At 51.3% G+C, this 25,744-nt stretch carries 20 protein-coding genes; 12 read left to right on the plus strand and 8 right to left on the minus strand.

Annotation, left to right across the window (positions count from 1 at the left end; all coding sequences use genetic code 11):
* The first annotated feature begins 75 nt into the window (after positions 1–75).
* From MHB80_RS03430 to MHB80_RS03460, 7 genes are all read left to right on the plus strand, one after another.
* Positions 76–234: a hypothetical protein gene (locus tag MHB80_RS03430; protein WP_341280855.1), complete on the plus strand. Its 159-nt coding sequence runs from the start codon at positions 76–78 to the stop codon at positions 232–234.
* A gap of 284 nt (positions 235–518) precedes the next feature.
* Positions 519–1,937 carry an aspartate aminotransferase family protein gene (locus tag MHB80_RS03435; protein ID WP_341282849.1) on the plus strand — a complete coding sequence of 473 codons (1,419 nt, stop codon included), beginning with the start codon at positions 519–521 and terminating at the stop codon, positions 1,935–1,937.
* Positions 1,918–3,189: a M20 family metallo-hydrolase gene (locus MHB80_RS03440; RefSeq protein ID WP_341280856.1), complete on the plus strand. Its 1,272-nt coding sequence runs from the start codon at positions 1,918–1,920 to the stop codon at positions 3,187–3,189. The genes MHB80_RS03435 and MHB80_RS03440 overlap by 20 nt, the downstream gene beginning before the upstream one ends.
* Positions 3,190–3,252: 63 nt before the next feature.
* A complete protein-coding gene (locus tag MHB80_RS03445; protein ID WP_341280857.1) occupies positions 3,253–4,611 on the plus strand; it encodes an NAD(P)-dependent oxidoreductase in 1,359 nt (452 codons plus the stop codon).
* 76 nt (positions 4,612–4,687) lie between these two features.
* On the plus strand, positions 4,688–5,992 hold the full coding sequence (gene preA / locus MHB80_RS03450; protein ID WP_341280858.1) for an NAD-dependent dihydropyrimidine dehydrogenase subunit PreA: 1,305 nt from the start codon (positions 4,688–4,690) through the stop codon (positions 5,990–5,992).
* Positions 5,993–5,995: 3 nt separating this feature from the next.
* The gene (gene hydA / locus MHB80_RS03455) at positions 5,996–7,447 is read left to right on the plus strand and encodes a dihydropyrimidinase (protein WP_341280859.1); all 1,452 of its coding nucleotides are present in this window, start codon (positions 5,996–5,998) and stop codon (positions 7,445–7,447) included.
* 30 nt (positions 7,448–7,477) lie between these two features.
* Positions 7,478–7,741, plus strand: coding sequence for a hypothetical protein (locus MHB80_RS03460; protein ID WP_341280860.1), 264 nt, complete (start codon positions 7,478–7,480; stop codon positions 7,739–7,741).
* A 23-nt stretch (positions 7,742–7,764) separates the two neighbouring features.
* Here the strand turns inward: MHB80_RS03460 and MHB80_RS03465 are convergent, their stop codons facing one another.
* The 5 genes from MHB80_RS03465 to MHB80_RS03485 all read right to left on the minus strand — a co-directional run bounded on the left by MHB80_RS03465 (position 7,765) and on the right by MHB80_RS03485 (position 16,288).
* Positions 7,765–9,066 (minus strand): PucR family transcriptional regulator, encoded by a 1,302-nt coding sequence (locus MHB80_RS03465; RefSeq protein ID WP_341280861.1) that lies wholly within the window; start codon positions 9,064–9,066, stop codon positions 7,765–7,767.
* Positions 9,067–9,152: 86 nt separating this feature from the next.
* Complete coding sequence (locus MHB80_RS03470) at positions 9,153–10,253, minus strand: GerAB/ArcD/ProY family transporter (protein WP_341280862.1); 1,101 nt, start codon at positions 10,251–10,253, stop codon at positions 9,153–9,155.
* 34 nt (positions 10,254–10,287) lie between these two features.
* A complete protein-coding gene (locus MHB80_RS03475; RefSeq protein WP_341280863.1) occupies positions 10,288–11,508 on the minus strand; it encodes a Ger(x)C family spore germination protein in 1,221 nt (406 codons plus the stop codon).
* Between the two features lie 41 nt (positions 11,509–11,549).
* Positions 11,550–13,091, minus strand: coding sequence for a spore germination protein (locus tag MHB80_RS03480; protein ID WP_341280864.1), 1,542 nt, complete (start codon positions 13,089–13,091; stop codon positions 11,550–11,552).
* A gap of 314 nt (positions 13,092–13,405) precedes the next feature.
* Positions 13,406–16,288, minus strand: a complete 2,883-nt coding sequence (locus tag MHB80_RS03485) for an S-layer homology domain-containing protein (protein WP_341280865.1) — start codon at positions 16,286–16,288, stop codon at positions 13,406–13,408.
* Between the two features lie 374 nt (positions 16,289–16,662).
* Here MHB80_RS03485 and MHB80_RS03490 point away from each other — a divergent pair, with 374 nt between their 5' ends.
* Positions 16,663–18,300, plus strand: a complete 1,638-nt coding sequence (locus MHB80_RS03490) for an alkaline phosphatase (protein ID WP_341280866.1) — start codon at positions 16,663–16,665, stop codon at positions 18,298–18,300.
* Positions 18,301–18,420: 120 nt separating this feature from the next.
* Here the strand turns inward: MHB80_RS03490 and MHB80_RS03495 are convergent, their stop codons facing one another.
* A complete protein-coding gene (locus tag MHB80_RS03495; RefSeq protein ID WP_341280867.1) occupies positions 18,421–18,960 on the minus strand; it encodes a hypothetical protein in 540 nt (179 codons plus the stop codon).
* Positions 18,961–19,118: 158 nt separating this feature from the next.
* Here MHB80_RS03495 and MHB80_RS03500 point away from each other — a divergent pair, with 158 nt between their 5' ends.
* Entirely contained in the window at positions 19,119–19,553 is a 435-nt protein-coding gene (locus MHB80_RS03500; protein WP_341280868.1) for a GNAT family N-acetyltransferase, read from the plus strand.
* A 16-nt stretch (positions 19,554–19,569) separates the two neighbouring features.
* Entirely contained in the window at positions 19,570–20,214 is a 645-nt protein-coding gene (locus MHB80_RS03505; RefSeq protein WP_341280869.1) for a DUF3885 domain-containing protein, read from the plus strand.
* Between the two features lie 119 nt (positions 20,215–20,333).
* On the opposite strand, the gene MHB80_RS03510 is transcribed toward MHB80_RS03505, so the two are convergent.
* Entirely contained in the window at positions 20,334–21,794 is a 1,461-nt protein-coding gene (locus MHB80_RS03510) for an alpha-L-fucosidase (RefSeq protein ID WP_341280870.1), read from the minus strand.
* A gap of 126 nt (positions 21,795–21,920) precedes the next feature.
* Here MHB80_RS03510 and MHB80_RS03515 point away from each other — a divergent pair, with 126 nt between their 5' ends.
* Both MHB80_RS03515 and MHB80_RS03520 read left to right on the plus strand, forming a co-directional pair.
* A complete protein-coding gene (locus MHB80_RS03515; RefSeq protein WP_341280871.1) occupies positions 21,921–22,745 on the plus strand; it encodes an AraC family transcriptional regulator in 825 nt (274 codons plus the stop codon).
* Positions 22,746–22,900: 155 nt separating this feature from the next.
* Positions 22,901–23,800, plus strand: coding sequence for a manganese catalase family protein (locus MHB80_RS03520; RefSeq protein WP_341280872.1), 900 nt, complete (start codon positions 22,901–22,903; stop codon positions 23,798–23,800).
* 102 nt (positions 23,801–23,902) lie between these two features.
* Here the strand turns inward: MHB80_RS03520 and MHB80_RS03525 are convergent, their stop codons facing one another.
* Complete coding sequence (locus MHB80_RS03525) at positions 23,903–25,639, minus strand: ABC transporter ATP-binding protein (RefSeq protein WP_341280873.1); 1,737 nt, start codon at positions 25,637–25,639, stop codon at positions 23,903–23,905.
* Between the last annotated feature and the right edge of the window lie 105 nt (positions 25,640–25,744).

Genomic DNA, 25,744 nt, shown 5'->3' on the forward strand with positions numbered 1-25,744 from the left:
TAATGCGGCCGCTTTTATTTTTTTAGGCGTATGCCACAATAAATGAACGATGGATATTGCTGGGAGGGACGGCATATGGCGTTATTGTTTATTCCCGGCCGCGGGAAGGACAAATGTCTGGAGGAGTTTGCGCTGCCGGCATGGGCTCCTGCTCCTGCTGGCGGCGCGGTTTATGTTAGGTATACTGGCCTATTTCCAGCTCACATGGACAATATGTACAATGAACTTTTGTGATTATGTAACACTCTGTCTAATGTAATTAAAACTGAGTGTTATATAATATTACACAAAGATAGTGCTGCTTGAAGTTTGAATAGCGCACGGTCAAGGACAATATTGAGCTGCCAATCGAAATAATGAGGCTTAAAAAGTCTGAATATTCCGAAATTAAAGACGAGGGCCTCTTAGGCTCGCGCATAAATGGCGGTTGCGGGGCATAGACAACATAAACGGCAGATCACGCATATAGACGGCAGTCGGCGGAAAGGGTGAAGATGCTGATGGATAATCACGAAGCAATGGATGAAGAAGCCAAGCATGCAGCCGCACAGGCAAGCGAGCTTAAGGAAGCGCTGCTGGAAAAGGATCGAGCGTACCTGTGGCATCATATTACTCCCCATAATGATCATCCGATGATTGTAGCGTCAGGGGAGGGCAGCTGGATCAAGGATGTGGACGGCAATCGCTATTTGGACGGCATGTCGGGGCTATGGTGCGTCAATGTGGGGCATGGGCGGAAGGAGATTGCCGAGGCTGCTGCTGCGCAAATGACGACACTTGCTTATTCGCCGCTCATTCAATCCCATGTACCGGGCATTGAGCTGGCGGCGAGGCTGAGCGACTGGCTTGAGGGGGAATACCGGATTTTCTTCTCCAACTCCGGATCTGATGCAAACGAGGTTGCTTTCAAAATCGCCCGCCAAGCTTTTCATCAACGTGGAAAAGCGACCAAGCACAAGTTCATTTCGCGCCACCGCGCTTATCACGGCAACTCGATGGGGGCGCTAGGCGCAACGGGGCAGGCGCAGAGGAAGCTGAAATACGAGCCGCTAGGGGTTGGCTTCTCCCATGTGCCGCCGCCTTATTGCTACCGCTGCCCTTTCGGCCAAACTAGCGGAGCTTGCGAGCTGCAATGCGCCAAAGCCTATGAGGACGCGATCATCTGGGAGGGGCCGGACTCCGTCGCCGGCATTATCGTTGAGCCCGTCATTACCGGGGGCGGCATGCTCGTGCCGCCGGACAGCTACCTGCCGAAGCTGCGCGAGATTTGTGACAAGCATGATGTGCTGCTCATCGTCGATGAGGTCATCTGCGGCTTCGGCCGTTCGGGGAGGAAATTCGGCCATCATAATTTTGGGGTAAGGCCTGATATCGTCACGATGGCGAAGGGGCTAACGAGCGCCTACTCGCCATTGTCGGCAACGGCGGTGTCCGCCGAGCTGTATGAAAGCTTCAAGGAAGCAGGGCCGGACAGCCACTTCCGCCATGTAAATACGTTTGGCGGCAACCCGGTGTCCTGTGCCGTTGCGCTGAAAAATCTCGAGATTATTGAGCGCGAAGGTTTAATTGAGCGCTCTGCTATCATTGGCAGGCGGATGCGCAGCCGCATGAAGCCGCTGCTCCGGCATCCGAATGTCGGAGAAATTCGTAGCTTCGGCTCCGCCGTCGGCATCGAGCTGGTCGAGGATAAGGAGACGAAGACGCCTGCCGCTGCTGCATTTGTTGCTGGCGTGATCGCCGATTGCAAGGCACGAGGCCTGCTCATTGGCAAAAACGGAGATACCGTCCCGGGCTTTATGAATATTTTGACGCTTAGTCCGCCGCTTTCTTCGACGGATGAAGATATCGCTTTTATTATTGATACGCTGCTGGCCGTTTTCGGAGCCGCAGGGGATACGACAGAGGAGGGGATGCGGCATGAAGCCGCTTCAGGCTAAGGAGAATAGGCATCATATTCAGGCGGAGCGGCTTCATCAGCGGATTATGGCACTTGCGGAAATCGGCAAGATCGGCACGACAGGCGTCTGCCGTCTCGCATTATCCCCGGAGGACCGCGCAGGAGTGGAGCTCGTAAAGGGCTGGATGGAGGAGGCGGGCATGTCGGCGCGAATTGATCCTTTTGGCAACTTGATCGGAGTATATAAGGGACAAGATGAGCAGGCACCAGTACTTATGCTGGGCTCGCATATTGATTCGCAGCCTTATGGGGGCCGTTTTGACGGCGTTATTGGCGTCCTCGGCGCGATTGAAGCGGTGCAGACGATGGCGGAGCACGGCACTCGGCCAGAGATGAATATAGAGGTCGTCGCCTTTTGCGATGAAGAGGGCTGCCGCTTCAATAAAGGGCTGTTCGGGGCAAGGGGAATGACCGGAAAGCTGGAGGAGGGCGAGCTTGAGCGAGCCGATAAAAATGGCGTAACCCGCAGGGAAGCGCTGCTGCAATTTGGCTGTGACCCAGCCCAATATGACAGCTATTCCTTTGAGGAGGGAAGAATCGGAGCTTTTCTGGAGCTTCATATCGAGCAGGGCCCAGTGCTGGAGGCGAAAAAGGAGCCGATCGGCATCGTCAGCGGCATATCCGGCCCCGTCTGGTGGACGGTCGAAATGACCGGCTTCGCCGGGCATGCCGGCTCCGTGCCGATGGCGATGCGCCGCGATGCGATGGTCGGCTGCGCCAAGGTTATTGTCGCGCTGGATGAGCTGGCGCGGCGCGAGCCGGGTGCGCCGACGGTCGGCACCGTCGGCTCGGTCGCTGTTTTCCCGGATTCCCGCAACATTATACCGGAGAAGGTCAGCTTTACCGTGGATTTCCGAGACATCGAGCTGGAGCGGAGAAACGAGCTGGAGCGAGAGCTGCGAGGCATTATCGAGCAGGTCAGCCTGGAGCATGGGCTCGCGTATACGATCCGTGAGGATACGAACAGCGAGCCGAGATATTGCGCGGACTGGCTGAAAACGATTTTGCACCGCGAGGCCGTTAGTCTGGGGCTTGCGCCGCAGGAGCTGATGAGCGGGCCGTTTCATGATTCGCTCACGATGTCTTACGTGTGCGATTACAGCATGATTTTTGTCCGCTGCGAGGAAGGGATTAGCCATAATCCGCGGGAGTATGCCGCGCCGGAGGATATTGCGCTTGGAGTGGAGCTGCTGTACCGCGCGGCTGTGCAGATTGCTGAGGGGAAGGAGTGAGACAGGGTGAGCGGATCATTTTCATCACAACCAGACGCTTGAAAAATAGGAGGGGAAGCAGCTATGGGCATCGCTTTTATATCGGAGCAATCGCTCCGGCGCAATTTTGCCGAGGTGAAGGCAGGCATGAAGCGGAAGGAAGCGGTCGATGAATCGAATCGCTGTCTGTATTGCTATGACGCGCCGTGCATTACGGCCTGCCCAACCGGTATCAATATCCCTTCTTTTATTAAAAAGATCGCTTCCGGCAATTTGAAGGGCTCCGCCAGAGCGATTATGGATGCGAATCCCGTCGGCGCGACCTGCTCGCGCGTATGTCCAACCGAGGAGCTGTGCGAGGGCGCATGCGTGCTGAATCATTCCTCCACGCCGATTCGGATTGGCGATTTGCAGCGCTATGCTACGGATTGGGCCATTCACAATGAGCAGCAGCTGTTCACGGCCGGGAAGAGCAATGGCAAGCGGGTCGCGATTATTGGCGGCGGGCCGGCAGGGCTGTCTGCGGCAAGAGAGCTGGCGCGATTCGGCTTTGCCGTGACGTTGTTTGAGGCAAAGGAGCAGGCGGGCGGTCTGGATACGTACGGCATCGTTTCCTTCCGGCTGCCGCAGGAAATTTCGCTCTGGGAGGTTGAGCAAGTGCGGCGGCTAGGCGTAGACATTCGCACGAATACGCTAATCGGAGTAGATGTGGGCATTGAGGAGCTGCGCCGCGAATATGATGCCATCGTGATGGCGATTGGCATGTCGAAGGTGTCGTCGCTCGGCATTGAAGGCGAGACGCTGGACGGCGTATTTGATGCCATTGATTTTGTGGAGTCGACGAAAACGACTGTGCGCACCGACATGGCGGGCAAGCGCGTGGCTGTAATCGGCGCGGGCAACACGGCAATCGATGCGGGCACCTGCTCGGTGCGTCTCGGCGCGATGAATGTGAAAATCGTCTATCGCCGCAGCGCCGCCGAAATGACGGCTTATGCGTTCGAATATGATTTCGCCAAGCAGGATGGCGTCGAATTTCAATGGCTCACGGCGCCAGCTCGCATTATCGGCAATGCCAAGGGGCATGTGACGGCGCTGGAATGCCTCATGATGGAGCTGGAGGAAACAGAGGAAGGGCGTGCTCGCCCGGTGCCGATTCCCGGCTCGGCGTTCAAGCTGGAAGTGGACGCTGTTATTTTGGCTATTGGACAAACGCGCCATCTACCACTGATTGAGCAGCTTGGCATCGCGCATAAGCGCGGCATTGTGACGGTGGACGAAAGCAGCTATCAAACGTCCGATCCGCAAATTTTTGCCGCTGGGGACGTTATTTTTGGCGAAGGTCAAGGAGAGGCGATGGTCGTCTCGGCCGCCCAGCAGGGCAAGAAGGCAGCCTATGCCATTTATAAGCAGCTGATCAAGCGGCAGGAGGAGCCGGCATGATTAGACGGCTTTGCAACTAGAATTGCAAATTTATACAACTGCGAAACGATACCGATTGCTCTAGGGGGGAACGACAATGGCAGATTTGCGCATCAATCTAGCGGGCATAACATCCCCGAATCCGTTCTGGCTGGCATCTGCGCCGCCTACCAATACAGGCTATCAGGTGCAGCGCGCATTCGAGGCGGGCTGGGGCGGCGCCGTGTGGAAGACGCTGGGTGATCCCATTATCAATACGTCCTCGCGCTTTGCCGCCGTTCATTTTAACGGGCAGCGGGTTGCGGGCTTCAACAATATTGAGCTCATTACGGATCGTCCGCTGGAGATCAACCTAAAGGAAATCTATGAGACGAAAAAAAGATTCCCGGATCATGCGGTCATCGCTTCGCTGATGGTCGAGCCAAGCCGCGAGAAATGGCATGAAATCGTCAAAAAGGTCGAGGCGGTCGGCGTAGATGGCCTTGAGCTGAACTTCGGCTGTCCGCATGGCATGGCAGAGCGCGGCATGGGCGCAGCCTCCGGGCAGCAGCCGGATCTGGTCGAAGCGCAGACGATGTGGGCGAAGGAGGCGGCGCAGACGCCGGTTATCGTGAAGCTGACGCCAAATATTACCGACATTACGGCGACGGCAAAGGCGGCGACGCGGGGCGGCGCGGATGCAATTTCCCTAATTAACACGATTAACTCGCTCGCTGGCGTTGATCTGGATTCTTGGCTCACGATTCCGCATGTGGGCGGCAAAGGTGCGCATGGGGGCTATTGCGGCCCTGCCGTGAAGCCGATTGCGCTGAACATGGTCGCGGAATGTGCTCGTAATCCGCAGGTGAACATCCCAATTTCGGGAATCGGCGGCATTTCCAATTGGCGCGATGCGGTCGAATTTATGCTGATGGGCGCAACGGGGGTTCAAGTGTGCACAGCAGCGATGCATCATGGCTTCAGCATTGTCGAGGATATGATTGACGGCTTGAACAATTACCTAGGCGACAAGGGACTATCGTCGGCGATGGAGCTGATCGGCAAATCGGTGTCCCGTTATTCGGACTGGGGCGATCTCGATTTGAATTACCAAGTCGTTGCCCGCATTCATGAGGAAGAATGTATCGTATGCAACAAATGCCATATCGCCTGCGAGGACACCTCGCATCAATGCATTGAGCGGCATACGGACGAAGGCGGGCGCGCTTACTTGAAAGTAAGGGAGGAGGACTGTGTCGGCTGCAATTTGTGCTCAATCGTTTGCCCGGTCGAAGGTGCGATCTCGATGATAGAGGTGCCGTCTTCCGCAATGCCGATGTCATGGAACGAGCGTCAGGAAGCGATTGCGGGCTTGGGCGGCGGCGAAGGAAATGCCAAATCAAGCGCGAGAGAGGCGGTGTAGCCTATGGCGAAGCTGATTCGAAATGGGATGATCGTAACCGCTGCGGATACGTATCAGGCGGATGTGCTGATTGAAGGAGACGCGATTAAGGCTATCGGGACGGAGCTTGAAGCTGCTGGCGTGGCTGGCGGCGCGGAAATCATCGATGCTTCTGGGAAATATCTATTTCCCGGCGGCATTGATCCGCATACACATCTGGATATGCCGTTCGGCGGAACCGTGACGGCGGATGATTTTGAGACGGGGACGATGGCTGCCGCATTTGGCGGAACGACGACGATTATTGATTTTTGCCTGACGGATAAAGGCAAGCCACTGGCCGATTCGATTCAGAAGTGGCATGCCAAAGCAGCCGGCAAGTCGGCAATCGACTACGGCTTTCATCTGATGATTGGCGAAATCAACGATGCGGTACTGGCCGAGCTGCCGGATATTGTCCACACGGAGGGCATTACGTCGTTCAAGGTGTTTATGGCTTACAAAAATGTGTTCCAAGCCGACGACGGCACGCTCTACCGTACGATGCTGACCGCGAGCGAGCTGGGAGCGATGGTTATGGTCCATGCCGAGAACGGCGATGTCATCGACTATCTCATTGCCAAGGCATTGGCGGAGGGGCATACGGAGCCGATCTATCATGCGCTGACCCGCCCATCGATGCTGGAGGGAGAGGCGACGGGAAGAGCCGCGAAGCTTGCGGGCTTGACCGGAGCGAGGCTGTACGTCGTGCATGTCACCTGCGAGGAGGCGGTAAAAGCCATTGCTGAGGCGAGGGAGCAGGGCTTTGACGTCTGGGGAGAGACCTGTCCGCAATATTTGCTGCTTGATCAATCGTATTTGGCGCTGCCGGAGTTTGAGGGAGCCAAATACGTATGGTCGCCGCCGCTGCGCGAGGCTCGGCATCAGGAGGTCTTATGGAATGTGCTGCGCACGGGCGGGCTGCAAACGATTGGCTCGGACCAATGCTCCTTTAATTTCAGCGGGCAAAAAGAGCTCGGACGCGATGATTTCAGCAAAATCCCGAATGGCGGACCCATCATCGAAGACCGCTTCTCACTGCTTTATTCCGAAGGCGTGGCGAAAGGGCGATTAACGCTGAACCAGTTTGTCGATCTGGTTTCGACGCGCAGCGCGAAGCTGTTCGGGTTGTTTCCACGCAAGGGCACGATTGCGGTAGGTAGCGATGCCGACATCGTGATTTTCGATCCGACGATCCAGAGGGTCATTTCGGAAGCGACGCATCATATGAATGTAGACTATAATCCGTTTGAAGGAATGGCTGTAACCGGAGCTCCGGTCAGCGTGCTGTCGCGCGGCGAGTTTGTCATTCGCGATCTGGCCTTCGTCGGAAGAGCAGGCGCCGGACAATATGTGAAGCGCGCGTCTTACAAACAGCCTGTGCAGGGGGAGCTGCCTGCTGCACCTGATACAGCAGGCAGCACAAGCAGCAAATAGACGGTTCAACGATAGCGAGGAGGGATCGAAGTGTCGGACTATCAGCAGGTTTTGGAGGAGAAGGCGAAGCTGGATGGCTATATGGTCAGGCAGTTTATATTTATCGACATTGAGGAAAATTTGAGCGGAGCGACGGTAACGCTCCAGCATCCGGGAGGAGAAGCCGCGACGGTGCAGTTGCTTACTGCCGATGCGCGCAAGCATTTAACCAATTTGCTGATCAAGCAGCTGGCACAGGCTAAGGCATCAACTACTGCATCCTCCTCCAGCTCAAGCGCCGCGCCATCTGCGTAATCCTCGCCATCCTCTTGCCCCTTTTAACGGATGGCTCCACGCGTATATTCATAGGCGTTAACAGCCAGCTCAATGGCGAGCCGCTTATCGGCGTTCATAAAGTCCTCGCCCAGCAGCGCAATGATTTTATCCAAGCGATGATAAAGCGTCTGCCGGGCGATGAACAGCTCGCGGGCTGTATCCTGCTTCGAGCCGGAACGGATTAAATAGGTTTTCAGCGTGAGCAGCAGCTGGCCGTGTTTTTCCTTGTCATAGGAGGCAAGCGGTTCAATGTAATCACGGATCAGCGCTTCCAGCATCCCGCTTTTTTTCAGCGCGGAAATGATTTTGTATGTGTGCAGCTCGTCGAAAAAGGGGGCTGGCAGCGGTCCGGCATCCAGCTGAATGGCTATCGTCTCCTTCGCGGTTGCATAGCTTTCCGCTGCTTGGTCAGGCTGCACCCTCGACTTTCCGATGCCCCAAAGGCCCGAGAACAATGCGGGCCCCTGCTTCATGTCCGTCCGGCGCAGCCGCTCAACGACTCGCAGCACCCGTTCCTTCCAATTAAGCTGCTCCAGCTGATCGAGTAAAATAAACACCATTTGCCCTTGGAGCAGCAACGGGAACAAATGAAAGCCTTCCCCCTCAAAAATCGCACGCGCCACCATATTGCGCTGCAGCATCAGCGCTTCAAAATCCTTCGTTTCCATTTGCGCGGCTTCCAATTGAAACACGCATACCGCTATGCTGCCAAGCTTGGCAGACGGTTTAATATAGCGAATATAATAGCTGATTTCGGTTAAGCCGTGTTTTCCGGAAAGCCAGTCAGCGAGCCATAGGTCATCTTGATAACGGCGTTTTTCCTCGATATATTGGGTCCTCAGCTGTCCGAGCTGCTTAGATAATGCTTCCAGCTCGGACACTGTTTTATGATGCTGATTAATGAAGTGGGCATGAAGATCCTGGGTGATGTCAATGTAGCGAACTTGCTCGTGGAAGAGGAGAATGGGGAAATGCTCGTCTTTTGCCAGCTCCAGCATGCGTTCCGGTAGTCTAGCCGTATAAGGGACCAGCTTAATACAGAGCCCAGAAGCGCCTGAATTAAGCAATTGCTGTAGAAAAATCAGACTGTGCTCCTCATCCTCCTGCCAGCCGATGCCTGTCGTCAATATAAGCTCGCCGCCGCTTAAAAGCTGCCCAGCTTGAATGACCTCCATAATGTGGACCCATCTGACGGTGCGGTTCAACGCTTCTTCACTTGCGAGCACCTCGGCTTTTTGGAACAAGGGCCGTCGTAAAATATCACGGATTGTCAGCTGCAGCAGCGTTTGTACGATAGCGTCCACCTCCTCATGTGAAGATAGTTGACACTATTATACAGGATATAGCCTTGAAAATAGAAGCGGGCTATGAAAAAAGTGAGGATTCCCAGCTAGTGCGAGCGTTCCGGCGGCTTTGTTTTGCGAACGAAACCGATCAGGAACGCGATAAACAGTATAGACATTTGGGCGGGAGTCACATATTTTACCGTGTATTTTAATCCAACCCATAGATGGACCGTGTTGTTGGCTTCAAGGAAGGAGGCTCCATAAATAAGAGCTGCTACTATGACGGCACATTTGCGGTATGGAATGCGCAGAAGTGAGCTTAATGCCAGCACAGCGGCCATAAAGAGCAGTGAAAGCTTGACGAATAATCCGATAATCAGCAAAATCGTCACCACCACATCCAGTCGTTCGAGGAAATCGGCAATCCGAATGAGCTGGACAACCTCCAGAAAGGGCATCATGCTGTAGCCTGATAATGCGGGTCCAAGCACGGACATAATGAGCATGTTCATAAAAATCAGGAAGAGCGCCACAATCGTATACGCGCTGTAAGTTGTTTTTAATCTGGCCGCAACCGGCTTCACATATTTCCAGAACATCAACAGCGTCAGCATCTGTGCGAACGGGAACGCGACGATATCCGGCACAGCGGCTTTGAAAATCGGTCCAATTCCATTGCCCATAATGGGCAGCAGACGGTGGAAGTCCGGCAGCCCGGACTGAATAAGCAGAGCAATCAGAAAAATATAACTGAAAAATACGATCGGAAACAAAAGCTCCACCAGCCGAAAAAACACTTCGACGCCTTTCCATATGGCGTATAAGGAGAGCAAAATAATGAGCAGCATAATGCTCCATTGCGGCGTTTTATTCAAAATCGTCATCACCGTCAGCTCGCCAAAATCGCGAACGTTGCGCATTGATTCGTAGGCGAAAATGAGCGCTTGCGGAACGGCAAGCGTTACGCCCAGCCATTTGCCGAACAGCTGCTTGTAAAGCTCGGGCATATCGGCGTCCGGCGACCGCATCTGAATGCGAAGCAGCATCCAAAGAAAAGCACCGCCTATCACTGCTGCGACGGCCATTGCAAGCCAGGAATCCTGCTTGGCGCCTACGCCCAGCTCGAAGAGCGGAGTACTGCCGATTTCGAATAATAAAATCATGACAGCAAGCTGCATTTTGCCGATTTTGGGCGTCTTCGTCATCGCCTTGCTCCTCCTCTCCAAGCCTACTTTGCTTCTACTTTCTCGTATTCGACTGCGCTTCTTTGAATGTATGGTTGCTGAAGCCAATGCGGGCGAGCTTGAACTTGACGTCAATATTCAGCACCGTTTCGGGAAATTCTTCATTCCAATCCTTCTGCATTTGCTTCCATTGCTTCGGGTATTTGCTGCTGATCGCTTTCCCGAAGCCGACTATATCCGTTCGCAGGCGGCTCACCGCTTTCCAGCTCGTTTCCATCTTGTTTTTAATTTCCTCGGCGATTTTCTGCTCCTCCTGCTTGAGCAGCTCCGGCTTCTGGAGGTCGTTTGGGCAGGTATATTCAAGCAGCGTTCCGTTCGCTTTGACGCTTATATTCATAATCCAGCGCCCGTCAGAGCGCTGCTCCGGCTTTAGCGAGGTTTTAGCACCGCCGATAATAATAGAGGAATCCTTCGGTTCGCCCTTATTTGTACAATCAAATTCCAGCGTCGTGCGCTTCACTTTATCGGATAGCCACATGACGCCTGCCGCCTCATCGGGCGTAAGCCAGCCCTTGAGCTTGTCTCCAGAAATAACGCCAAGCTCCCCCAGCTTGATTTTGGCCCGCGTGTACGTCTCCTTTAAGTTGTCGACGGAGCTGAGCGGCTGCTTGGCGCCGGAAATCATCAGCTGGGGAATGCCGGTTGCCTGCGCAGGACCAAGCAGATCGAGCAAAATGCGATACATCGTCATATCCGGATAGACGGAGCTGCTGGCTGCTTCATTTTCAACCAGACGCTGTACAGCTGTTCCTGGGATTTTCTCGACAGGCAGCAGCTGCTCAATGAGCTTGCGAGCTTTGCCCTTGGCTATAAACATGGATACCGTTTCGCGGGCATCGGTGTTGCGCATATAAATTTCCAATAGCGGCGAAATGCCCTTCTTCGCCACGGTGTCGCTAATGACAATGATTTGATTGTGGGCAAAATAAAGCTTGCGCGACATTTCGCGGCTGGCATCACCGATCGCTTTGCGGATGCTCTCCGCCTCCGTTGAAAATACATTTACCGGCGCATCGCCCGTTGCTGAGCTGTTCCCTTGAGAGGAAATGGCCTGCGGGATGACCAATTGGTACGATACGACCCATTTTCCTTTTTCCCAATCTACAGCTGTGGCTGAAATAATGCCGATTTCATTCATTTCGACGCGATTCCAGCAGCCGCCAAGCAGCATGAGGATGAGAAACGAACAGATGGTGCGCGTCAGCAGCCGATACATGGCGAGTCCTCCTTTCAGTGCTTGTCGTTTGGACCTATCGTTTATTCCAGCTTGCTGGAGCGGTTAATTTTATTGGTAGCTTCACGCTTCAGCAGCACCTTATGCGGCGCGCGGATGAATGTGTCCTTCATACTGGACCAGTTGAAGGGAGCGAGCGGCGACATATAGGGCACGCCAAACGATTCGAGCCCTGCCAAATGAATAAGCATCGCGAGAAAACCGGCGACAATGCCCAAAAAGCCGAATACGCCGGCCAGCAGCATAAACGTAAAACGGATGAGACGGGCAGAAATTGCAATATTAAACTGCGGGATGACAAAGCTTGAGATGGCGGTAAAGGATACGACCATGACCATACCCGCTGATACAATTCCCGCATCCACAGCCGCTTGTCCTAAAACGAGTGCGCCGACAATGGAGATGGCTGGTCCAATAGCCCGCGGCATTCGCACGCCCGCTTCACGCAGCACCTCGAAGGTGAGCTCCATGCTCATCGCCTCGACTAGTCCGGGGAAAGGAATGCCTTCCCGCTGGGCTGCAAGCGTAATGAGCAGCGTGGTCGGCAGCATTTCCTGATGAAACGTCGTTACCGCGATATATAAAGCTGGCAGCAGCATGGAAATCAGAAAAGCGACGAAGCGAATCAACCGTAGAAAGGTGGCGATATCAAAGCGATGATAATAATCCTCTGGCGTCTGAAAAAATTGAAACAGCGTCACTGGAGCGAGCAGTACGAAGGGCGTTCCATCAACCAAAACCGCTATTTGTCCCTCCAATAGGCCTCCCGCTACCGCATCGGGGCGTTCCGAATTCATGAGGGTGGGGAAGGGCGTATATACTTTATCTTGAATAAGCGCTTCGATATAGCCGCTTTCGAGTATGCTGCCGACCTCAATAGCGGCAAGCCGATCATAAATCGTCTTGACGACATCCTCCGAGGCGATTCCATGCAAATAGACCATTGCAATTTGTGTGCGTGTCTGGGTGCCGATGATCATGGATTCAATATGCAAATCAGGCGACTTTATAATTTGGCGAATCAGATTAATATTGGTGCTCAAGCTTTCATTAAAGCTTTGCTGCGGCCCGCGCAGAACGGTTTGGGTCGTCGGCTCGCTGACGGTTCGGCCTTCTTTGCTGCTCACATTGATCATGAGCCCGGTGGTCGACTCCTGGATGAGCATGAGGCAGTACCCATTAAGAAGCATATCGATCGCCTCCTCAATGGAATCGGTCGAATAGGTCGAGCCAACTTGGATCATTTGCTCCTTTATTAAACGAATCAAATCATCGCTGCGCTCCTCGGCTTGTGCTTTTACGACCATCAGAGGGCGGAGGATAAAGTCATTCAACGTCTGCTCATTCACCATTTCGCTCAAATAAATGAGAGACATCGTAATATCGGGAGCCAAGTCACTAACAAAGGACTTGATTTCCAGATCCGAGCTATGGCCCAGCCTCCGGGAAAAGGTATCGATGTTATTTTTGAGCGACGGGCTGAAGGGAGCTTCCTTTCCTTCCTTTCGGGACGAGCCGCCCTTCGGCTGTTTTGTGCCACTAGAATTTGTATGATTGAAAAACATGCCAGCGTCAACCTCCTTAACCGAACTCCAAAGTGCTCCAAGTCATAATTTGGCTAAGTAGCCACCTTTTTATGTAAGCGGGGAAGCGAGTGACGCAATCGTATATTTAAAAAGGCAAAAAAGCAGCATGACCGATTCAGCGGTCATGCTGCTTTTGTTGGTTGCCCAGCGGTTGCCTGAAGTATAAGGCGGTACCGACGGGCTGTTTTTTAAAATATAGGAAAGGATATGATTTTTCCATCCTTTCTCTCTATTTCTCGGAATGAAACGCGCCGCCAGAGGACGGCGAAAGCCGTTTCACCTTGTGCCACCTATTAAGGTGCAGTTTGTGGATCAGGCTGCTGTTCTGGTTGCTGCTCAGGTTGTGGCTCTTGCTCGGGCTGTTGTTCCTGCTCTTCTTCTTCTTGCTCTGGTTCTTCAGAAGGTCTTTGACCGTTATTTACAATGTTCAGACCCCATACAGGATTGGTATTCGAGAATGCATTAACATCCGTGAATGTCACTTGACCACCCGTGATGGTCATCGTGAATACAGTCCAATAACGCTCGTTGCCTCTATCCGTTGGCACTTCGTACACTTTAATTGGTGTAGGGGAAGAACCGCGGTACACTTCAATTTTCGCACCGGAAGCCGAAATCGTGCTTGCTCCGGAGTAATGATGCACATAGAAAGTGTACGTGCCGTTTGTATCTTTACGGATCGTTGTTGTTTCAGGTCCATAGGACGAGGTGTCATCTAGATCCAGATCGACCATTTTGGAATTGTTATAATAATAAACTTTATCCGCATACCAAGTGTGGAAGATTCCTCCTTGTACGGCTGGTCCAAGCAAATGCGAATCCAGATCGGCAGGGTCCTTGCCCCATGTCAATACGATACGCGTTTCATTTTCGGATGGGATGCCGATTGCAGTCTGGTTTTCATCTTGGTTATTTACATTGACAGCTGATACTGCGGTCATATAGGTCGTTACATATGGCGTGCCTACGCCGCCGAGCTCACCTGTGTAAATGCCAGGAGCTAAATAAATGTAATATCTTCCGTTAGCATCGGTTACAGCTGTTCCAACAACTGGGCCACTTGTAGCGCCGAGTCCTTTACGGAACTCAATCGTCAGGTTAGCTACAGGATTGCGGGAAACATCAATAATTTTACCGCCAAAGCCTGTCAGTTTAACCGCGCCGCTCTGGCTGCCTGCGAACTTGGATTTTGCTTCATTCGCTTCAACATGTACGTACAGTGTGGAGCCATAGCTGTCAACTGGATTAAAGGTGATTTTGCCATCCGCATATTGCAAGCCGCTCAGCTCATAAGCTGCTCCGTTCACCGTTGCGGAAATCGCGAAATCAGATAGATTCACATCATCTACCAGCTGATCAAAAGAAACATCAACTGCGCCGTTCATTACTTGTACCGCTGAAATCGTCGGGTACCCTTGCTCATAAACGGCTACCGTTACAGGAACCTGTACATTGTACAAGCCATAGGTTGCTGTAATGAAGGTCGTACCTTCGCCGACCGCTTTAACCTTGCCGTATACGACTTCGGCTACAGATGCATCTGAACTGGTCCAGTTGGATTGAGTCGTAATATCTCTAGCGTTAGCTGTGTATTTGACGCCTGTCGCTACGATTTGACGAGTTGCTCCAATAGCTGAAAGCTCAAAGCCTATTGCAGGTTCTGCAATGATGCTGGAAACCGCAGGATCGGCTTGCAGGTTTGGCTGGCTTGGCAGCGATCTGAAGTCCACGCCGTCTGCATTGACCACTGCATCAGTAATCGAACCTTGTCCAAGGAAGGAAACGATCGAATCAAGTACGGCATTTGCAACGTTAGAGCCTTGTTCCAGGTGGAAAACGGTATTCAGTGCGCTTGCGAATACATCCAGTTGACCGATAGAGCCGTTCTCGCCTAGCGTGATGGCCGCTTGCTCGGCATAGACGGAAACCGAATTAAATACGCCGTTTAACGAAACTTGCGCATTATGTGGAACGTTGCTTGAGATGTTGAGGTTTCCAACTTGTCCAACCCCTGGCTGTGTTTCGATAATCGCACCAGAGCGAATGGTAACCTGCTGAACATCCGTTCCGTTCTCCAATACGAGACGAATGCTTCCGTCTTGCTTGTCTACAATGACGGTTGCCAAAGTGGAGTTTTGTACGTGAATACTGTTAGGGCCTCCGCCATTAATGGTCGTCGATCCGCTAACGGTAACGTTTTGGAGCGTTACATCGCCATTTCCGATGCTCGTTTCCAAGGATAGATTACCCGTAATCGTTGTGTTTTTAAGGGTAACATTAGCAGCAGTGATGCGCACATCGCCAGTCACCGCACCTAGTGTGTGTTCACCTGCGGAATTAATGGAAGTACTCGTCGATCCGCCATTATTCCCACCATTGTTCCCGCCACTGTTTCCACCACCGCTGCTGCTGTCTGATGACTTCGGCGGGTTTGTAGGAGTCGGTGTAGCAGATGGCGCTGGTGTAGCAGCTGCACCAAGCGAAGCTGCAGCCAGCTCATAGGTTGTCTTATTGAAGACGAATTCGTAGGCTAGACGCGCTAACGCTTGACGATCAGCTACGCCCGACGGATTGAAGCGAGTCGTACCGTCTGCATGGGCTACGCCTTTAATAAAGCCGATTTGATAGGCGAAGGAAACGTAGCTTTTCGCCCATGTCGACACGGTGGAGATGTCCGTTAGCTTCTCATCCAGCGGTACCGCTTGAGCAGCTTGGTCCAAACCGAAGGTGCGAATAAAAAATACAGCGAGCTCCTCGCGTGTAACGGTTTTGTTCGGAGCGAACTGGTCGGCGGAAATGCCTTGCGTAATGCCGGATTTCACCAGTGCGCCAACATAGCCGCTATACCAGCTTTTGCTGTCCACATCTTTGAAAGGTGCTGCGCTTGCAGCATCCTGCTCTTTACCTAGAGCAAGCACAAGTACTTTAGCTAGTTCCGCGCGTGTAATGGAGTTCGAAGGCTTAAAGCTGCCATCGCCATAACCGCCGAGTATACCTTTTTCTACTAGAGCGGTTACTTCATCCTTAGCATAAGATTTCTCGATGTCTGTGAACGACACGGAGGAGGAGGCAGCCTCTGCCCCAAATGCGATGTAGTTCGTGGAAAAAATGGATAAGACCATTGCAAAAACAAGTGCGACAGAAATACGTTTGCTTGCCATGTTGCCAATCATCATAACTCTCTCCCTTATCTATTCTCTGTTTGCCAAACAATTGCATATTGTGCATAGGACCTAAAATATTAAGACTATGTACTCACTCTGGAAGATGATAAAAATAGGTCTTTTTGCTCAATAGTATAATACTACCATGGAAAATTATGTGGAGGGAAGATGTTTTATTGAATTTATCAAAATATATTGTTGAATAAAGTTGAAAAAAGCAGAAAAAACGCATGTATACGTAAGGTTTCAAGCGATAAACTAAATTTGGGCAATTGTTGTAAATTTACAAAACGTCAAGGCCATCTTTACATTCCTCTATCAATTCCCTATTAAACTAGTTGTGTTGAAGCCTTATCCAATCCAATCTAGTTAATAGGGGGATGTACATGTTAAAGAGGTTCCATGCTCGTGCAGCTAAGGTGGCACTTGCCGTAGCGACTATTGTGGCAGTAACAACTGTAGGGGGAAACAGCGGAGTGAGCGCAGAGGATGAGCAATCGCCAATTAAAAATGTGATCATTCTCATTCCTGACGGCATGGCAAATGATGCAACGGCGCTCGCCAGATGGTATAAAGGCTCTTCATTAACGCTTGATCAAATGGCGAGCGGAATGGTCCGCACCCACTCGGCAGATGCGCCGATTGCGGATTCTGCACCTGCCGGTACCGCTTTTGCCACTGGACATAAATCGCATACGGGTTTTGTTGGCGTTTTGCCAGACAAGGCGACAATGCCAGGTCAAAAAGCTATTGCACCGGGCGATGAGCGAAAGCCTGTCGCTTCCGTGCTGGAAGCTTCCAAGCTTGCGGGAAAAGCGACTGGCATCATTGCAACCTCGGAGATCATGCATGCGACTCCGGCTGATTTTACCGCCCACTATCCAGACCGTAAAAACTACGATGCCCTAAGCAAGCAGCAGGTATATAATCAGGTCGATGTTGTATTAGGCGGCGGCAGCGATTATTTGGTTCCATCCGGCCGCAGCGATGGCGAAAATTTGGTGACTTCCATTAAAGCGCTCGGCTACGACTATGTGACGACGCCAGCGGCGATGAAAGCTTCCAAGTCGGGTAAGCTGTGGGGGATGTTTGCTCCAGCAGGTATGTCCTATGATATGGACCGCGATCCCGCCAAGCAGCCAAGCCTCGCCGATATGACGCAAAAAGCGATCGACATCCTTTCCCAGGATAAAGACGGCTTTTTCCTCATGGTAGAGGGCAGCAAGGTGGATTGGGCAGCTCATGCCAACGATCCAATCGGTATTATCAGCGATGTGCTGGCGTTTGATAATGCGGTTAAGGTAGCGCTGGATTTTGCGAAAAAGGACAAGCAGACCGCGGTTGTTGCTGTAACCGACCATGGCAATGGCGGTTTGACGATTGGCAACGCTGCGACGACAGGCACCTACGATAAAGAGCCATTGTCCACCTTCATTGGCCCGCTGAAGAAAGCGAAGCTGACGGGTGAAGGCTTGGAAGCGAAGCTCGATGCGAAGAGAACGAATATTAAATCCGTGCTTCAGCAATATTATGGCATTTCGGATTTGACGGCGGAGGAAATGGCGGCGATTAAAGCTGCGGAGCCGGGCAGAATGAATTATGCAGTAGGCCCGATGATCAGCAAGCGTGCAGGTATTGGCTGGACGACTGGCGGACATACAGGTGGAGATGCGGTGCTTTACACGTACGCTCCGAATAATGACCGTCCGTTTGGCGTCATCGACAATACCGATGTTGCGAAGTATATGGCCCGCGTGCTGGATCTTGATCTGGATGCGGTCAGCAAGCAACTATTCGTGCCAGCGAAGCAGGCTTTTACAGCTAAAGGAGCGAAATACGAGCTAAACCTGAAGGATGCGAAAAACCCTACTATCCTCGTGACGAAGGGCAGCCAGAAGCTGGAGCTGCACATTTACAAAAACATCGCCGTCCTGAACGGGAAGAAAACGAGTCTTAAGGGCGTTATCGTGTACAACGGAACCGATGCATTTGTGCCGCAGGATGCTGTAGATCTGATTAAATAAGCGATTGCTTGTGAAAATAGTGCAAGGAGCAAGAGCCCGCATTGGCTGCGGGCTCTTCTTTTTATGATGATGTAGACTGTATTGGCTATGGGATAGTTAGCCTGTTATGCGGTGGGCCGCCTATTTCTCTACGATGCTTGCAGCGGAAACCTCGCCCAGTGCTCGCAGCGTCAACAGAACATGCTCCAGCAGACTCGAAATATCCTCCATTTGCTCCTCGTTGATTTTGCGCTTGAACGGCAGCTTAATCTCATTCTTAGGTGTGGCCGCTCCTTCTGAGTAAACAAAGCTGAGCGTCTGCACAGGGACGGGGTTTTCCGGCCAAATTCGCTGGAATACCGCCTCAATCTGCGGACATTGCTGCTCGAAATCCTTCACCCTCATATGAAAAAGCAAGCTCAGCTCGCAGCCGGGCGCTTCTCCCGGCAGCTCTAATAGCTCGGCGGCCAGCTCCTTCAAGGAGGCTTCAAGCCGCAGCTCGGCAGTTACCGCTTCCTGCCCAGTTAAGTGGAAGGCAAGGCTGAAGGCTCGTCCCATCACGGACATTTCCATCGTATCTTTGCGGCCTGTAATCTGAATCGTTTCGTCCAGCGTATCCAGGTCGTACAGCTGATTCTCAAAAGCAACCTTCAAATTATCGAATACGGTTGGATCAAACATCTTTTTTTCCCTCGCAATGGTCGTATTTTATATGTCTAAGCAAATATTGAAGCGTTTCAATAGAGCTGTATTTATTATACAACGGTTTTCTGGTGGAGGTGGGAAAGAGCGGTTATACTATTTTTAACATTAGAGATTTAAATCGTTGGAGGTGCCGTATGGAGCTGAATTTCAAATCTTATGTGGTGAGTGATGATAAGCTGCGTATTCAGGTGCAGGTGGTCGTGGATTATTTAGCAACCAGCTATTGGGCGAATAATCGGCCTGCTGAGAAGATTATCAAATCAATTGAAAATTCCATTTGCTATGGCGTTTACGAGCTAGAGAACGAGCAGGAGCAAATGATTGCTTTTGCCAGAATCATTACCGACTGTGCAACGACCTATTATTTATGCGATGTGTTTGTGCTGGAGGCTTACCGCGGTCAGGGCATTTCCAAAAAGCTGATAGAAACGATAACGAATGCCCCGGAATTCCAAGGTATGACAGGGCTGCTCGGTACGAAGGACGCGCAAGGTCTGTATGAGCAATATGGCTTCGAACGGGATCAGACGCGGTTTATGCGCAGGCCGGTGCAAATTAATAAGGTTTGAAGGTGGTGATGATGGGGTGAATGAATCACATTTAGATCACTTTTTAAGGCGTTATTTTAAAGGTCTGCCTTTAAAAAGCCCGATATTTTATAATGCGCCAGTGGGCATTAGATTCGAAATGGGCGGAGAAGTATGTGTTGCTAAGGCAAGAGCGGAGAAAGTCAAAAGTAGAGCGATGGCCTTATTTAATGCGGTGAATCATCGCGATGATCTTATTTATTTTGTGCTGTTCATGGATAGCTGGGACGAGCACCCGGTTACTTTTTTTGAAAAAGAAGTGTATAAGACTTTCAAAAATTATGTTAATGGCATTCATATGAGTGAAGTGTCAAAACAAGAGCAGGAATATCGATACAAGGGCCCGGATGATGCGGATGATATTGTGACAGTGAGGTACTGTGCCCGCGTGAAGCTTAAGAATTTGAACGTCAGTAATCTTTTGGAGGCGATTGCGAATCGTTCGCTTGGTCTTGATCCTATTATTGATGGGGACATCTATATCATTAATGAAACGAACAAAACGATATTTCACCTCTATGATGACAGAGGACTGGACATTATCGCTGATAAAGTGGAGACATTACGGGGGATATATGAGCAGTATAATGATTGGATATTAGATCATGATCGGAAGAAAGTAGACGAATGGTTTATGGTGTGAAGCTTTATGTTGTGAATTTTTGGAGGGATAATTGGACTGGAAAACAACAAAACCCACCTTTAGCCTTCATTAGGCTGTTGGTGGGTTTGCTTTATAGATGCATGGCTGACTTGATTTGATTAGTCCACTGTAATCTTCAACACAACCGGATATGGGCTGCGAACCTCATTCGTCTTCACGACGAGTGCTTCTGCTGTACGCTCCCAGACAGGCTGCTCCTCGAAGCCGAGCACCTCGATCTGTTGAATAATGCCTTGGAAATCGTGGGATTTCTCCTTCAGCGACGTAATTTTCACCTCGCCGTCCTCTGGATAGACGAGTATAGTCGCATACAGGCTGCTTCCCTTCACCGTAAAGCGGATATCCTGCGGTGTGAATATTTTGCTTTTACCGTCTGTAAACTGTCCCTCTGCAACCTTCGTCGGTCCTTCCCCATAAGTACGCCAATAGCTCGTATCATAGATCGCTTCGCCATTCGTCTCAAGCCAGCCACCAATTGCAAGCAAAATGTCCTGATCCTCCTGAGGAATCGTGCCATCGGCTTTCGGTCCAACATTGAGCAGCAGATTGCCGTTTTTGCTGACGATATCGACCAAATCTTGAATGAGCTCCAGCGGCGATTTATAATCATTGTTAGGCGTATAGCTCCATGAGTTGCGGGCTACAGCGGTATCCGTCTGCCAGTAATAAGGCTTCAGCTCAGCGAATTGTCCGCGTTCCACATCGGGAACAGCGCTGCCCAGCATATAAGCGTCATGCTTATAGTTAATAATGCCTTGGAAGCCCAGCTCGGCGGATTTATTGTAATAATACGCCGCGAGCTTTTTCAAATACGGCTTGAACGAGGCATGCTGAATCCACCAGTCAAAATATAAAATTTTCGGCTCATAATTATCGATCAGCTCGCAGCAGCGAATGAGCCAATCCTCCATATATTCATCTGTTGGAGGGGATTCATATAGGCTGAAATGATCCTCCGGCTCTGGCATGGATGGCCAGTAAAAGTCGCCGCATGCAAGCGGTTCATGAACGTCGGATTCAAACTTCTTGCCATGCGATAGGAAGAACCAATGCTCCGCACGGTGGGACGAGGCGCAGAAGGTCAAATTCTTTTGCTCAAAAGCGATTTTCATTTCATTCAGCAAATCCCGTTTAGGTCCCATTTCGTAGGCGTTAAAGCGGGAGACGGCACTTTTGTACATTTGAAAGCCATCATGATGCTCCGCAACGGGCATCACATATTTCGCTCCTGAGCGCTGGAACAGGTCGGCCCATTCGTCAGCATTAAATTTTTCAGCCTGGAACATCGGGATAAAATCCTTATAGCCAAAGTTTTTATGCTCGCCATAGGTGGCAATATGATGCTCATATTCCTTGCTGTCCTGGATATACATATTTCGCGGGTACCATTCGTTGCCGAAGGCGGGAACGGTGTACACGCCCCAGTGAATGAAAATGCCGAATTTAGCTTGCTTATACCAAGCCGGAATTTCAAAATCGCCGAGCGATTCCCAATCGTCACGATAAGGGCCCTGCGCAATGGTGGCGGCTATTTGGTTCAAATAATTTTGTTTATCCATGGTTTCTGCTACCGTCCTTTCCGAATGCAAATCTATATGGCTATTCTAGCAAGCGCTAACAGGATTAAGAATGTGGGACACTAACTTTTATTTGTATAAAATTAACCATGGAAGCAGGTTTGCCTCATGAATGCTCATTCCTTGCTCGCCTATTATTTGTCCCATATGCAGGTCGAGCTATTTATCGCCCATCACAATACGGTCAGCACCGAATGGCGTGATCTCGATTTTACGCCGGATTACAGCAAATTCTATTTCATCGAGCATGGCAGCGGTTGGCTCAAAATTGGCGATGAGGAGTATGCTCCTGTTCCGGGCCAGCTTATTCTAATGCCGGAGGGAGTGCCCCAATCGTATTCGGTCATAGAGGGGAGCGACACCTACCGCAAATATTGGTGCCATTTCAGCGCCAAGGTCGGGGAAATCAACCTGTTCAAGCTGCTGGATATGCCTTATCTTTGCACGGCTGCTGATCAGGAGCGGGTACGGACGATTTTTGCCGAGCTGGTGTTTTATGCGAACGATCAGACGATCTACGCTAGGCTGCTTGCCAAAGCGAAGCTGCTGGAGCTATTTTCGTTGTTCGTTATGCAGCAGGGCGAGGAGAGCATCAGCTTGAAAAATGCGGCTGCCACTCAGCGGCTGACGGAAATTTTGAGCTATATCCATATGAATAGCGGCAGCGATATCACCATACAAGACCTGGCGCAGCGGGCGTGCCTGCATCCGAACTATTTTATAAGAATGTTCAAGGAGCAAATGGGCGTGCCGCCAATTCAATACATCGCTCGTTTGAAAATCGAAAAAGCGAAGGAGCTGCTGGCCGACTCATCGCTCAGCGTTAGCGAGGTTGCCGAGCAGGCGGGCTTTAATGACCTGTTTTATTTTTCAAAGCAATTCAAGAAAATCGCGGGCCTGTCTCCAACGGAGTTTAGAAAACAAGGACCATAAAGAACAACAGAGTACTAGAGAGGTCTAAAAAATAACTGTATCCCCTCCATCTTCTCAATTACGGATATCGTTCCCTGATGAAGCAAATAATAAAGTGTCGCAATTTATTGGCGCTGTCAGAAGAGTCCATTCTTGAGAATACTGGAGGCAGATGCATGTTCAAACGCTTGGATGAAGTGTTGATCGAAATTCCGAATGTCGGGCGGCCTGAGCCGAACGCGGCGGCTGCGGTGCAAGAGCTGCTGGGCGGGAAATTTGGCGAAATGTCCACGCTAAACAACTATTTGTACCAATCGTTTAATTTTCGCTCGAAAACGAAGCTGCGCCCGTTTTATGATTTGGTTACGAGCATTACGGCCGAGGAGTTTGGCCATGTCGAGCTTGTCTCACACGCGATTAACCACTGCTTGCATGGCTCGACCACACCGGGCAAGCCGGATGAATCGCCGCTGAAATCCGTCAAGGACTGGCGCATGTCGCTGCCGTTTCTGTCCGGTGGACAAGGCGCATTGCCTGTTGATTCAATGGGCAGGCCGTGGACGGGCGAGCATGTGTTCAACAGCGGGAATCTCGTTGAAGATTTGCTGCATAATTTCTTCCTTGAAGTGGGTGCCAGAACCCATAAAATGAAGGTGTATGAAATGACCTCCCATCCAGCTGCGCGCGAAGTGGTGGGCTATTTGCTCGTGCGGGGCGGCGTCCATGTCGTGGCCTATGCCAAGGCGCTGCAAGTGGCGACCGGCGTCGATGTGACCAAGCTGATTCCGATCCCTTCGCTTAATAACAAAGCGTTCAATGAAGCGCGCAAGTATGAGGAGAAGGGCGTTCATACGAAGCTGTATACGTACAGCGATAATGATTTTAAAACGATTGATCAAATTTGGAAGGGCACGCATCCAGAGGATGGGCAGCCGCTTGAGGTTATTCATGGGGTGCCGAAAGGCGTGCCTGTACCGGAATATCCAGAGGTGGAGGAAGAATTTGCGCCGGGCATTTCCGCGGAGGATTTTGCTGCCATTGCGGAGCGGCTGAAGGCCGCGGGAAACATTCATTAGCTTAGCCTGAAAAAGAACGCTAAACAGCCAGCACCTGCCGTCTATTTTCGGCTAATGCTGGCTGTTTATTTTTCAAATCTATGCTGCGGCTTATTTTAAAGCTTAAGCTCCTGCAACGGCAACAAAATGTCCCGGCTTCACTTCTATAAAGGAAGAATGCTCCAGTCCGTATGGATCGGCTTTGGAAGCCTCGGTATGTGGCAGCAGCCGCTTCTTCGATTCAATGGCTGGATCAGGAACAGGGATGGCTGCGAGCAGCGACTTCGTATATGCATGGAGTGGATTCGTATAGAGCTCCTCGCTTTCAGCCAGCTCAACGATTTTGCCCTTGTACATAACCGCGACCCGGTCGCTAATATGCTTAACCATGGATAAATCATGGGCGATAAACAGGTAAGTCAGGCCAAGCCGCTGTTGAAGCTCCTCCAAGAGCTTCACAATTTGCGCCTGAATCGAGACGTCGAGAGCAGACAGCGGCTCGTCGCAGACGATAAATTCCGGCTCGACCGCCAGCGTACGGGCGATGCCAATGCGCTGCCGCTGCCCGCCGGAGAACTCATGCGGATAGCGGAGAGCATGGGAGGCGTTCAGCCCGACCAATTCCAGCAGCTCCTCTACACGTTTGAGACGATTCGTCTTGCCCTTCGTTAGGGCATGAGCATCCAACGCTTCGCCAATAATATCCACAATGCGCAGGCGCGGGTTGAGCGAAGCATAGGGATCTTGAAAAATAATGCCCATATGCCGCCGCATTTGCTTCATCTCGGCCCGATTTAGATGCTGGAGCGGAATGCCACGGTACAGCACTTCCCCGCCTGTCGCTTCGTTCAAGCGCAAGATCGTGCGGCCTGTCGTTGACTTGCCGCTGCCCGATTCGCCAACGACGCCAAGCGTCTCGCCCGCTTGAATGTCAAAGCTCACATTGTTAACCGCTTTAACAATCTGGCCTTTGCCAAGGTCAAAATGCTGTCTAAGCGAGCGCACCTGAAGCAGCGGTACATTGTCCTCCGGACGGGCTAGCAACGGCTTCGGCTTTGGCTTCTTTTTCTCATTGAGACGCGGCAGGGCATGAAGCAGCTTTACCGTATAAGGATGCTGTGGATTTGCGAAAATTTGCTCCGTCGTGCCGCTTTCCACGATTTCTCCATCCTTCATGACGACTACGCGGTCGCACATCCCCGCTACAACACCCAAATCATGCGTAATCAAAATAATGGACGTTCCAAGCTGCTGCTGCAATTCCTTCATCTGCTGCAAAATTTGCGCCTGAATCGTTACATCCAGTGAAGTCGTAGGCTCGTCTGCAATGAGCAGGGAAGGCCGGCAGGCGAGAGCAATCGCAATCATCACTCGCTGCCGCATGCCACCGGAAAATTCATGGGGATATTGAAAATAGCGGGCCTCGCTATTTGTAATGCCAACCATGTCCAGCATCTGGATTGCGGCTTTGCGGGCCTCCTGTTTACCAAGCTTCCTATGCTTGATTAAGCTTTCTTCAATTTGGCGGCCAATACGCATCGTCGGATTAAGCGAAGACATTGGGTCCTGAAAAATCATGCCGATATCCTTGCCGCGTATTTGCTCCATTTCGTGCTCTGACTTATGAGCGAGATTGTCACCTTGAAATAACACCTCGCCGCCCTTAACTATAGAGGGGGGAGAAGGGAGCAAGCGCATAATCGTGCGTGCAGTTACGCTTTTGCCGCTTCCCGATTCGCCTACGATGCCGAGCGTCTCTCCTTGCCTGACTTCAAAGCTTACCCCGCGTACCGCCTCAACCTCTGAATCACGAGAAAAGAAGGAAACGGACAAATGATTTACTTGTAATAATGGTTTCATATCGTCACCTACAATGGATTAGTTTTCATTAGAAAAAATAATAAATATAAATCATTTCTAATAGAATGTTGACATTTTGTATTCCTTAAAATAAAATCTACTATA

Source organism: Paenibacillus sp. FSL H8-0537, assembly GCF_038051995.1.
Classification (GTDB): Bacteria; Bacillota; Bacilli; order Paenibacillales; family Paenibacillaceae; genus Pristimantibacillus.

Excerpts from the sequence above, each read along its gene's own strand:
- MHB80_RS03430 (WP_341280855.1), top strand. The coding sequence starts at position 76 with ATGGCGTTATTGTTTATTCCCGGCCGCGGGAAGGACAAATGTCTGGAG.
- MHB80_RS03435 (WP_341282849.1), top strand. The coding sequence starts at position 519 with ATGGATGAAGAAGCCAAGCATGCAGCCGCACAGGCAAGCGAGCTTAAG.
- MHB80_RS03440 (WP_341280856.1), top strand. The coding sequence starts at position 1,918 with ATGAAGCCGCTTCAGGCTAAGGAGAATAGGCATCATATTCAGGCGGAG.
- MHB80_RS03445 (WP_341280857.1), top strand. The coding sequence starts at position 3,253 with ATGGGCATCGCTTTTATATCGGAGCAATCGCTCCGGCGCAATTTTGCC.
- preA (WP_341280858.1), top strand. The coding sequence starts at position 4,688 with ATGGCAGATTTGCGCATCAATCTAGCGGGCATAACATCCCCGAATCCG.
- hydA (WP_341280859.1), top strand. The coding sequence starts at position 5,996 with ATGGCGAAGCTGATTCGAAATGGGATGATCGTAACCGCTGCGGATACG.
- MHB80_RS03470 (WP_341280862.1), bottom strand. The coding sequence starts at position 10,253 with ATGACGAAGACGCCCAAAATCGGCAAAATGCAGCTTGCTGTCATGATT.
- MHB80_RS03475 (WP_341280863.1), bottom strand. The coding sequence starts at position 11,508 with ATGTATCGGCTGCTGACGCGCACCATCTGTTCGTTTCTCATCCTCATG.
- MHB80_RS03480 (WP_341280864.1), bottom strand. The coding sequence starts at position 13,091 with ATGTTTTTCAATCATACAAATTCTAGTGGCACAAAACAGCCGAAGGGC.
- MHB80_RS03485 (WP_341280865.1), bottom strand. The coding sequence starts at position 16,288 with ATGATGATTGGCAACATGGCAAGCAAACGTATTTCTGTCGCACTTGTT.
- MHB80_RS03490 (WP_341280866.1), top strand. The coding sequence starts at position 16,663 with ATGTTAAAGAGGTTCCATGCTCGTGCAGCTAAGGTGGCACTTGCCGTA.
- MHB80_RS03495 (WP_341280867.1), bottom strand. The coding sequence starts at position 18,960 with ATGTTTGATCCAACCGTATTCGATAATTTGAAGGTTGCTTTTGAGAAT.
- MHB80_RS03500 (WP_341280868.1), top strand. The coding sequence starts at position 19,119 with ATGGAGCTGAATTTCAAATCTTATGTGGTGAGTGATGATAAGCTGCGT.
- MHB80_RS03510 (WP_341280870.1), bottom strand. The coding sequence starts at position 21,794 with ATGGATAAACAAAATTATTTGAACCAAATAGCCGCCACCATTGCGCAG.
- MHB80_RS03515 (WP_341280871.1), top strand. The coding sequence starts at position 21,921 with ATGAATGCTCATTCCTTGCTCGCCTATTATTTGTCCCATATGCAGGTC.
- MHB80_RS03520 (WP_341280872.1), top strand. The coding sequence starts at position 22,901 with ATGTTCAAACGCTTGGATGAAGTGTTGATCGAAATTCCGAATGTCGGG.
- MHB80_RS03525 (WP_341280873.1), bottom strand. The coding sequence starts at position 25,639 with ATGAAACCATTATTACAAGTAAATCATTTGTCCGTTTCCTTCTTTTCT.